The 8,024-nt window shown below is 67.6% G+C and carries 8 protein-coding genes; 5 read left to right on the top strand and 3 right to left on the bottom strand.

Annotation, left to right across the window (positions count from 1 at the left end; all coding sequences use genetic code 11):
* The coding region (locus ACWELQ_RS30635; protein ID WP_452400509.1) for an ATP-binding protein at positions 1-263 on the bottom strand (263 nt) is incomplete at its 3' end.
* Positions 264-450: 187 nt separating this feature from the next.
* Here ACWELQ_RS30635 and ACWELQ_RS30630 point away from each other — a divergent pair.
* Positions 451-2,112, top strand: a complete 1,662-nt coding sequence (locus ACWELQ_RS30630; protein WP_452400508.1) for a hypothetical protein — start codon at positions 451-453, stop codon at positions 2,110-2,112.
* 8 nt (positions 2,113-2,120) lie between these two features.
* Here the strand turns inward: ACWELQ_RS30630 and ACWELQ_RS30625 are convergent, their stop codons facing one another.
* Together ACWELQ_RS30625 and ACWELQ_RS30620 are read right to left on the bottom strand one after the other, a co-directional pair.
* Positions 2,121-2,504 (bottom strand): hypothetical protein, encoded by a 384-nt coding sequence (locus ACWELQ_RS30625; protein ID WP_452400507.1) that lies wholly within the window; start codon positions 2,502-2,504, stop codon positions 2,121-2,123.
* 32 nt (positions 2,505-2,536) lie between these two features.
* Complete coding sequence (locus ACWELQ_RS30620; protein WP_452400506.1) at positions 2,537-3,478, bottom strand: amidohydrolase family protein; 942 nt, start codon at positions 3,476-3,478, stop codon at positions 2,537-2,539.
* Positions 3,479-3,656: 178 nt separating this feature from the next.
* On the opposite strand from ACWELQ_RS30620, the gene ACWELQ_RS30615 reads away from it, so the two are divergent.
* The 4 genes from ACWELQ_RS30615 to ACWELQ_RS30600 form a co-directional block, all read left to right on the top strand.
* Positions 3,657-4,688, top strand: a complete 1,032-nt coding sequence (locus ACWELQ_RS30615; protein WP_452400505.1) for a fused (3R)-hydroxyacyl-ACP dehydratase subunits HadA/HadB — start codon at positions 3,657-3,659, stop codon at positions 4,686-4,688.
* Positions 4,689-4,840: 152 nt separating this feature from the next.
* The gene (locus tag ACWELQ_RS30610) at positions 4,841-5,998 is read left to right on the top strand and encodes an FAD-dependent monooxygenase (protein ID WP_452400504.1); all 1,158 of its coding nucleotides are present in this window, start codon (positions 4,841-4,843) and stop codon (positions 5,996-5,998) included.
* Between the two features lie 93 nt (positions 5,999-6,091).
* Entirely contained in the window at positions 6,092-7,408 is a 1,317-nt protein-coding gene (locus ACWELQ_RS30605; RefSeq protein WP_452400503.1) for a YhgE/Pip domain-containing protein, read from the top strand.
* 58 nt (positions 7,409-7,466) lie between these two features.
* Positions 7,467-8,024, top strand: a 558-nt coding sequence (locus ACWELQ_RS30600) for a molybdopterin-dependent oxidoreductase (protein WP_452400502.1), incomplete at its 3' end; no start/stop codon positions are given.

Genomic DNA, 8,024 nt, shown 5'->3' with positions numbered 1-8,024 from the left:
GGCAGCGCGTCGACCCGATCGCCGAGCGTGGCCAGCAACTGTTGCAGCACCGCGTACGGCAGTTCGGACTCGCCGTGCGTGGCACAGCCGTGCAGCACCTGGAAATCGGCTGCCCGCCTTGTCGTTTCGCGCAGCAGGGTGGTTTTGCCGATGCCGGGCTCGCCCCACAGCAGCAGCGCCGAGCCGCAGCCGGCACGTGCCGTGGCGAGCGCGCCCTCGAGCACGTCGAGTTCGCTGCTACGCCCGTAGAGCCGATCGCCCACCCCGATCAGAATAGTCGCAGGTCAGGAGTCCTCATCGGTCACCGAATCGGTCACCGCGGCGGCATTTCGCAGAGTGCGGATGACCTACGCGTCGACCGATGCCGCCCATTCCCTCGGCTGGATAGTTTCGCGACGAAGTATCGAACCCACCAGGTGCGAGGAGAGCCGCGCACGAGAAGGAAGAGGAATGAGACCGAGAATTTCGAAATCGTGGGTCGCGCTCGCGCTGGTCGCGGTCGGCGTCGCGGGTGTAGTGAGCGGCTGTGGCTCGTCGAAATCGAGCGATTCGCCCGAGGCCGCGACGGTGAGCGGGGACGCCGGTCAGGGGCCGCCGCCCAACCCGTATCTGGCCGCCGACAAATACGCGGTGACCCACCTCGATTCCGCGCAGAGCGACAGCTTCCCCGATCCGGTCCCGCGCGGCACGTTCCGGATCGACCCGAAACAGATGCCGAGAGTGCCGACCGGACCGGTCAATATCATCACTTTGGCCTCGACATCCCCGCAGTACCGGTGGATCTCGTCCTCCCAGGGTGTGCGCTACGTCGACGTGTCCAATGGCGGCTTCCGCGAGGTGGCCGCCATGAATACACCCGGTTCCAAAGACCTTTCCCCGCAGCAGCTGGACCAGGTGCTGGATCAGAACTTCACCAGCACCGAGCAGATCCAGACCGCGGTACGCGAGGACTGGGGCATCGACTGGACGCGTCTCATCAACGGCGTCTACGGGCTGGTCGACAAGGACAACCGGGTCTATTACACGACCCAGGATTCACGGCTGCTGGTCTTCGGCCTGAAGAACAAGGACCGGCCCGAGGACGGCATCGAACTCGCCGGGCAGATCGATCTGAAACCGTTCCTGAGCAAGGACGCGACGGAATTCGGTCACCCCGAGGGCGTGGTGGGCGTGAACATGACCTACGACGGCCATCTGATCGTGGTGTCCAATCACGGCGTCATCGCACTCGACCGCGATCTCACCGGCACCCCGCAGCGCATCGAATTCGGCAGCGGCGAAACGGTATCCAATTCGATGGCCATCGACGACGAGAACGGCATCTACGTCGCCTCCGACAAGGTGATGCGCAAGATCGTGTGGACGGGCGCCAAGCTGTCCACCGACGAGGCCGACGGCGCGTGGTCGTCCCCCTACGATTTCGGCCGCCAGCCGCCGACGGTGAAATTCGGTATCGGCACCGGTTCGACGCCGACGCTGATGGGCTACGGCAAGGACAAGGACGAACTTGTCGTCATTACCGACGGGTCCGATCACATGAGACTGGTGGCCTTCTGGCGCAACAAGATTCCCGAGGGCTTCCAGCAGCGGCCGGGCACGAAATCCGACCGCATCGCCGACCAGGCCGAGGTGAGCGCCGGATTGCCCGACCCGAAGCCGGAATTCATCCAGTCCGAGCAGTCGGTGGTGGTGAACGGTTACGGCGCGTTCGTGGTGCAGAACATCGGCGCGGGCGGCGCACCCGACCGGCTCACCGACGTGCTCGCCAACGGGCCGGTGGACGCGCCGCCGCACGGCATGCAGCGCTTCGAATGGGATCCCAAGGCCCATCGCTGGAATTCGGTGTGGGCGCGCGGCGACGTGGTCTCGACGTCCATGGTCCCGGCGGTCTCCACCACGTCGGGCATGGTGTTCGTCAACGGCTACAGCAAGGCCGACGGCTGGGAGGTCACCGGCCTGGACTGGAAGACCGGAGAAACCCTGCACCGCACCATCTTCGGGCAATCGAATCTGGGCAACGGAGCGTACGCGATCGTCGAGGCGCTGCCGAACGGTGATCTGCTGTTCAACAGCGTCGGCGGGCCCTTCCGGGCCGAGATCGCCGGTAGGTAGCGACCGGGTTAGTCGATCCTGCGGACCAGCGGCACCCGCCGCCGGCGGCGACGGCCCGGCGGCGGTGCCGGTGCGCGCCGGGATCTGCCGTAGCGCAGCAACTGCATCAGCAGGTCCTCGGCCGCCCGGTAGCGCGGAATGTCGACATAGAGTCGCCAGGCCACCTCCGGGTCACCGGCCTCGAGGACTGTCGCCCGCACCGGCAGCACGTAGGCGGCGATCGCGGCGTCGGAGAGGGCGAAAAGCACCCGGTAGACCTGGGATTCGTCGAGATCGGCGAGGGCGGCGAAGGAACGCGCCTCGAGGCCGTTGCTCAATCCGCGCGCCGGAATCCAATGCGTGGTGCCGCGGCGCTCGGCCCAGGGATCCGGGATCTCCCGTGCCGCCGTCATCGCACCTCACCATCCCGACCCATTGCTACAGGTTATCGCCCCAGCACCGCGGCCGCGTTGGTGTCGAGGACCGCGGCGGCCTCGGCGGCGGGCAGCGCGTCCTCGATCGAGGTGACGGCGCGGCGCAGCAGATCCCCGCTCTCGTACGGGAAGTCGGTGCCCAGCAGCAGGCGATCCGCGCCGAAGGATTCCGCGGCTGCCCGGATGGCGGGAACATGACCGTGGCCGACGGTGTCGAACCACATGCGCCGCGCCGCGACGCTGGGCTTCTCCGGGGTGTCCGGGGATTCCCACTGGTACTGGTTGTCGGCGCGCTGCAGGATCATCGGCAGCGCGCCGCCCAGGTGCGAACCGATGAGCTTCAGGTTCGGGTAGCGGCTCGGAATCCCGGCGAGGATCAATTGCATTGCCGCGATGGTGTCCTCGACCGGTGCGCCGACCATCCAGCGCATGTGATGGTCGCCGATCAGCGCGGTGCCCGCGTCATGGCCGGACGGGTGGATGTAGAGCACCGAACCGCGGCGGTCGAGCTCCTCGAACAGCGGCGTGAACAGCGGGTCGGCCAGCGAGCGGCCGAGAATGTCGGTGGTGACGGTGGCGCCGGCCATGCCCAGCTGATCGAGTGCGCGAGTGAGTTCCTCCAGTGCCGCGTCGACATGCGGCAGCGGCAGTGCGGCGAAGGCGGAGAACCGATCCGGCCATTCCGCCACCACTTCGGCGTACAGGTCGTTGGCGACCTTGGCCGAATGGATCGCCGCCGCGGGGTCTTCGAAGTGGGGGTTCTGCGGGGACACCGACAGCACCTGATGCTGGATGCCCGCCGAGTCGTTGAGCTCGAAGCGCGCGGTCAATTCCGCTTCGGTGCGCCCCGCGCCCAGGCCGCGCTGCGTGGCGGTGTCGGTGCGCCCGTAGCTGTCGAGCAGATCCAGGTATTCGTCGGTCCAGAGGTGCGCGTGAATATCGATGCGGGTCATGGTCGTACGGTAGTACTGCTGACCAGCGCTTACAGCTGCCACGACGCGACAGGAATGGGGCATTCGACGCCACTGCCACGCGACACCCACCGTCTGTGAGAAGGTGTGCTTTCACTCGCGAATTCGGCTCCGCCGATGCCGGTACGGGTGCCGTAGAAATCCCGGATGAAGGAGTGGCTTGGTGGAAGCGGCGTTCGATGTGGATCAGCTGGTCGGGCATTGGTATCGCACGGACGACTTCTACGAGGTGGGGCGGGAGAAGATCCGCGAGTACGCGCGCGCGGTGCAGGACTTCCATCCGGCGCACTGGAGTGAGGCCGCCGCCGAGGAGCTCGGCTACCCGGGTCTGATCGCACCGACCACCTTCATCTCCACCGCCGCCATGCTGGCCAACCGCAGGCTGCTCGAAACGCTGCTGAGCGGCTACGACGTTGTCGTGCAGACCGATCAGGTCTTCGAGATGTACAAGCCGGTGATCGCGGGCGACCGGCTCGACAGCGAGGTCGAACTGTCGTCGGTGCGTCGCATCGCGGGCAAGGACCTGATCACCATCACCAACACGTTCACCGATCAGACCGGTGACGTCGTGCAGGTCATGAACACCACCGTCGTCGGCGTCACCGGCGAGGAGGTGGACGCCGATATCAGCGAGACGCTCGAGCGGGTCATCATGACCGGACTCGACTCGACCTCGCGCACGGTCATCTCGGCCGCCGACGCGCTATCGGAGACGAAACCGGACACGGGTGCGCGCCTGTCGTCCGTCTCGCGAACCCGGGTGCCGCGCACCGCCGTCCGCTTCGAGGACCTCGCCGTCGGCGACGAACTGCCCGCCCGGACCATCCGCCTGACGCGCGGCGACCTGGTGAACTACGCCGGGGTCTCCGGGGACGCGAACCCCATTCACTGGCACGACCGGATCGCCACGCTGGCGGGTCTGCCCGATGTGATCGCGCACGGCATGCTCACCATGGGCCTGGGCGCGGGATTCGTCACCGGCTGGCTCGGTGACCCGGGCGCGATGACCCGCTACGGGGTGCGGCTGTCGAACTACACGGTCATCGAGGCCGACGCCGCGGGCATCGTCGAATTCACCGGGCGCGTCAAATCGGTCGACGCCGAGGCCCGCACCGCGGTGGTCGTCATCGTCGCGAAGTCGGCCGGGCGCAAGGTCTTCGGGCTGGCGACCGCGGAGGTCCGCCTCGCCTGACCGGGTCCGCTCGGCTCCTGGCACCGGATTTCGGTGGCAGCGATGAATTTCCGTCGCGTCCGCCGTCGCTACCGGTGATCCACCGATGGCGGTCGGTCACAGCACAATCGACGATCCGGGCGGTGCTCCGGACGGGGTGAGCAGGAGGCGCAATGAGCGGTACCAAGGTCTTGGTGGCGGGGGCGAGCATCGCGGGGCCCGCGCTGGCGCACTGGCTGCACCGGCGCGGAGCCGAGGTGACCGTGGTGGAGCGGGCGCCCGGGCTGCGTCCCGGCGGGCAGGCGGTGGACGCGCGCGGGGTGGCCCGCGAGGTCATCCGGCGCATGGGGTTGGACGCGGCGGTGCGCGCGGCGGTCACCGACACCGCGGGCGCGTACACCGTGGACTCCGAAGGGCAAGTGCTGGAGACCTTCCGGGCGGAGGACGACGGCGGCGACGGGTACATCTCGGAGATCGAGATCCTGCGCGGTGATCTGTCCCGCGTGCTGTACGAGGACACCCGCGACGGTGTCGAGTACGTCTTCGGCGACCGCATCGCCGAGCTCACCCAGGACGCGGACGGCGTCGACGTGGTCTTCGAGGGCGGCGACCGTCGCCGCTTCGACCTGGTGGTCGGCGCGGACGGCCTGCATTCGTCGCTGCGCGAGCTGGTCTTCGGCCCGCACGAGCGGTTCGTGCGCCACCTCGGCCACGCGCTGGCCTTCTACACCGTGCCCAACGAATTCGGGCTCGACCGCTGGCTGCTCGACTATCACGAGGTCGGGCGCACCGCCGGTCTGCGGCCCATCCAGGACGCCACCCGCGCGATGGCCCTGTTCTCCTTCGTCGCACCCGAACTCGATGTCGACCACCGCGATATCGACGCCCAGAAGCGCCTGCTGCGCGAGCGCATGGACGGCATGGGCTGGCTCACCCCGCGCATCCTCACCCATCTCGACGACACCCCCGACTTCTACCTCGACCAGGTCGCCCAGGTGGTCATGGACCGCTGGTCGGACGGCCGCGTCGCGCTGCTCGGCGACGCCGCGTTCAGTTCGTCGCCGATGTCCGGGCAGGGCACCGGCCTCGCGCTGGTCGGCGCGTACCTGCTGGCCGGGGAACTGGCCGCCGCGGACTGGAATCCGGAGGCCGGATTCGCCGCCTACGAGAAGGGCATGCGCTCCTTCGTCGAGGCCAACCAGGAGATCGGCCGCCTGCACGCCCACAGCCTCGACATCCCCGACCCGGATGCCGAACCGTCCGAACCCGAATGGGACATGGACCTCATCGACCGCGCGATCAACGGCATCGATCTGCCCGACTACTCGTAATTCGGTCCGCGCCGCCGCCTGTCGAGGCGGCGGCGCCGCGGACTACCTCGTGAGTTCAGACATCCAGCGCCGTTCAGCAACTACGGTGCTGTCATGACCAACGCCGAACCCAGTGAAAACGGCAAGGATCACCGGTCGCGCGTGCGGGTGTGGCTCGCGCCCGCGATCGTGGTCTCCCTGCTCATGGCGCTGCTGGCCACCATGTATCTGGCCTACGTGGTCGACCCGTCCAAACATCTGCACGACTTCCCGATCGCCCTGGTCAACCAGGACGACGGCGACGTCCTCGGCGGGCAGCCGACCAACGTGGGCAAACAGATCAGCGACGCCCTCGTGCAACAGATCCCCAGCGACAAGATCGACCTGCGGGTGCTCGGCATCAACCAGGCCCAGCAACAGCTGACATCCGGAAATGTGTACGGGGCCATCATCATTCCCAGCGACTTCACCAAGCGGCTGGGCATCTTCGCCACCGCCAGCGTGGTCGCCGGTGACGTCACCCAGCCCACCATCATCGTCAACACCAATCCGCGCACCGGATCGTTCACCGCACAGGTCGTCCAGTCCGTGGCGGGAACCGCACTGGCACAGGCCAACAAGACCGTCGGCGAACAACTCACCCGGACCGTGCAAGCGCAACTCCAGCCGCCCGGCGGCGGACCGGCGACGGAGCTGACCGGTCTGAGCCGACTCATGCTGGCCAAACCCATCAACGTGGCGGTGGTCCCGTTCCGCCCGCTCCCGGCGGGCACCGGGGCCGGGCTGACCGCCTTCTTCTACACCCTGATGGTGTTGCTCGCCGGATTCACCGGCGCCATGGTCATCAACGGAATGGTCGACGCGTCACTGGGTTTCGCACCCACCGAGTTCGGCCCCTGGTACGTGCACTACCCCGCGACACCGATCTCCCGATTCCGGACGCTGCTGTTGAAATGGGGAGTCATCACCGGCACCGCTCCGGTCGCCTCGGCGATCTTCATGGCCATCGGGCACGGCCTGGGCATGCCGATCGACCGTCCCCTGATGCTGTTCCTCTACGGCACCTTCGCGATCATCGCCGTCGGCGTCACCGCCCTGTCGATCGTCTCCGCCCTGGGCACCGCGGGCCTGCTGATCAACCTCATCCTGTTCATCGTCCTCGGCATGCCGTCCTCGGGCGGCACCATTCCCATCGAGGCCATCCCCCAATCCGTTGCCTGGCTGGCCCAGTTCGAGCCGATGCATCAGGTCTACCTCGGCATCCGGGCCATCCTCTACTTCAATGCCGACGGGTCCGCCGGTCTGAGCCGAGCCGTCTGGATGACCCTGCTCGGACTCGCCATCGGCCTGCTGCTGGGCGGCCTGGTCACCCGCTACTACGACCGCAAGGAACTCGTCCGCGCACCGAAGGCGACACCCACCACTGCCTAGCGACATCGAGGACATTTGCCCATCGTGTGCGAACCGGTGCGGGACCTAGCGTGAAACTGTGGAGATCAAAGGTTTCTGCACCCTGTGCAAGTCGCGGTGCGGGGCGGTGTACACCGTGGCGGAGGGCCGGATCGTCGGGGTCCGGCCGGATACGGAGCATCCGACCGGCGGGGCGATGTGCCCGAAGGGCCGGTCGGTCGCGGAGATCGTGCACAATTCCCGGCGGTTGACCACGCCGTTGCGGCGGACTCGGCCGAAGGGGGATCCGGATCCGGGGTGGGTGGCGATCGGGTGGGACGAGGCGCTCGGGGAGATCGCGGAGCGGCTGTCGGGTATCGCGGCCGAAAGCGGTCCCGAGGCGGTCGCTTTCGCGTTGGCCACGCCGTCGGGGACGGGGTTGTGCGACGGAATGGAATGGGTGCAGCGGTTCGTGCACGGGTTCGGGAGTCCGAATACGGTGTTCAGTACCGAGATCTGCAACTGGCACAAGGATTTCGCGCACCGGTTCACCTTCGGAACCGCCTTGCCGGTGCCCGACTACGACCGCACCGACCTGGTGATCCTGTGGGGGTTCAATCCGGCCAAGACGTGGCTCGCGCAGTCCAGCGCCCTGGCC

This window comes from Nocardia sp. NPDC004722 (assembly GCF_053601505.1).
This window is presented reverse-complemented; position numbering and strand designations above follow the sequence as displayed.

Coding starts and splice junctions, on each gene's coding strand:
- ACWELQ_RS30630 (WP_452400508.1), top strand. CDS start 451: ATGAGACCGAGAATTTCGAAATCGTGGGTCGCGCTCGCGCTGGTCGCG.
- ACWELQ_RS30625 (WP_452400507.1), bottom strand. CDS start 2,504: ATGACGGCGGCACGGGAGATCCCGGATCCCTGGGCCGAGCGCCGCGGC.
- ACWELQ_RS30620 (WP_452400506.1), bottom strand. CDS start 3,478: ATGACCCGCATCGATATTCACGCGCACCTCTGGACCGACGAATACCTG.
- ACWELQ_RS30610 (WP_452400504.1), top strand. CDS start 4,841: ATGAGCGGTACCAAGGTCTTGGTGGCGGGGGCGAGCATCGCGGGGCCC.
- ACWELQ_RS30605 (WP_452400503.1), top strand. CDS start 6,092: ATGACCAACGCCGAACCCAGTGAAAACGGCAAGGATCACCGGTCGCGC.